Genomic DNA, 822 nt, shown 5'->3' with positions numbered 1-822 from the left:
CGGCCATCGCCTGAGCGGGCGGCCACGGGATGACCGATCCCGGCGCGTGAGCGGGACCGGCGCGCCCCAGGTGCCGGCGCCGCCGCGAGGAACGGCGAACGCAGAGAACCGCCAGCCGGTTGTGCAACACTTGCGCGCTGCGCCGCAGGCCCCCGGGGCTTGCGGCCTTTTTCTGCCTTCTCACTCCTCCCGTTGCCAAGGAACACCATGAGCGTTTACGACAAGCTGAAAGAACTCGACATCACCCTGCCCCCCGTCTCGGTCCCCGCCGCGGCCTACGTGCCCTACGTGCAGACCGGCAACCTGGTGTTCCTGAGCGGACACATCGCGCGCAAGGACGGCAAGCCCTGGGCCGCGCAGTTCGGCCGCAGCATCACTACCGAAGAAGGCAAGGCGGCCGCGCGGGCCGTGGCCATCGACCTGCTGGGCACGCTGCATGCGGCCACCGGTGGCGACCTGAACCGGGTCAAGCGCATCGTCAAGGTGATGAGCCTGGTCAATTCGACGGGCGAGTTCACCGAACAGCATCTGGTGACCAACGGCGCGAGTGAACTGTTCGGCCAGGTGTTCGGCGACCGGGGCGTGCACGCCCGCAGCGCCTTCGGCGTGGCGCAGATCCCCATGGGTGCGTGCGTCGAAATCGAATTGATCGCCGAACTGGGCTGATCGCGCGCCCTCGTTGGCGCAAGGGGTGGCTGGCGCAGGCCTGGGCCTGGGGCACCCACCCCGTCGAGACCGGGACCTGCCCGCGCTGCGGGTCACCCTTGCTTTCGAAGGCCATCCCGCGATGGCCCCACGGCCGGCAGCCCCCTGATGCATCGG

Annotated in this window: 1 protein-coding gene; it reads left to right on the top strand. The window is 69.5% G+C overall.

Going from position 1 to position 822, the window contains the following annotated elements; translation table 11 throughout:
* Positions 1-207 precede the first annotated feature (207 nt).
* Complete coding sequence (locus AC27KI_RS26190) at positions 208-666, top strand: RidA family protein (RefSeq protein WP_284430151.1); 459 nt, start codon at positions 208-210, stop codon at positions 664-666.
* Positions 667-822 lie beyond the last annotated feature (156 nt).

The organism is Acidovorax sp. KPB24-03 (assembly GCF_057546605.1).
Note: the sequence above shows the minus strand (reverse complement) of the source record. Positions and strands in the feature narration are given on the sequence as shown.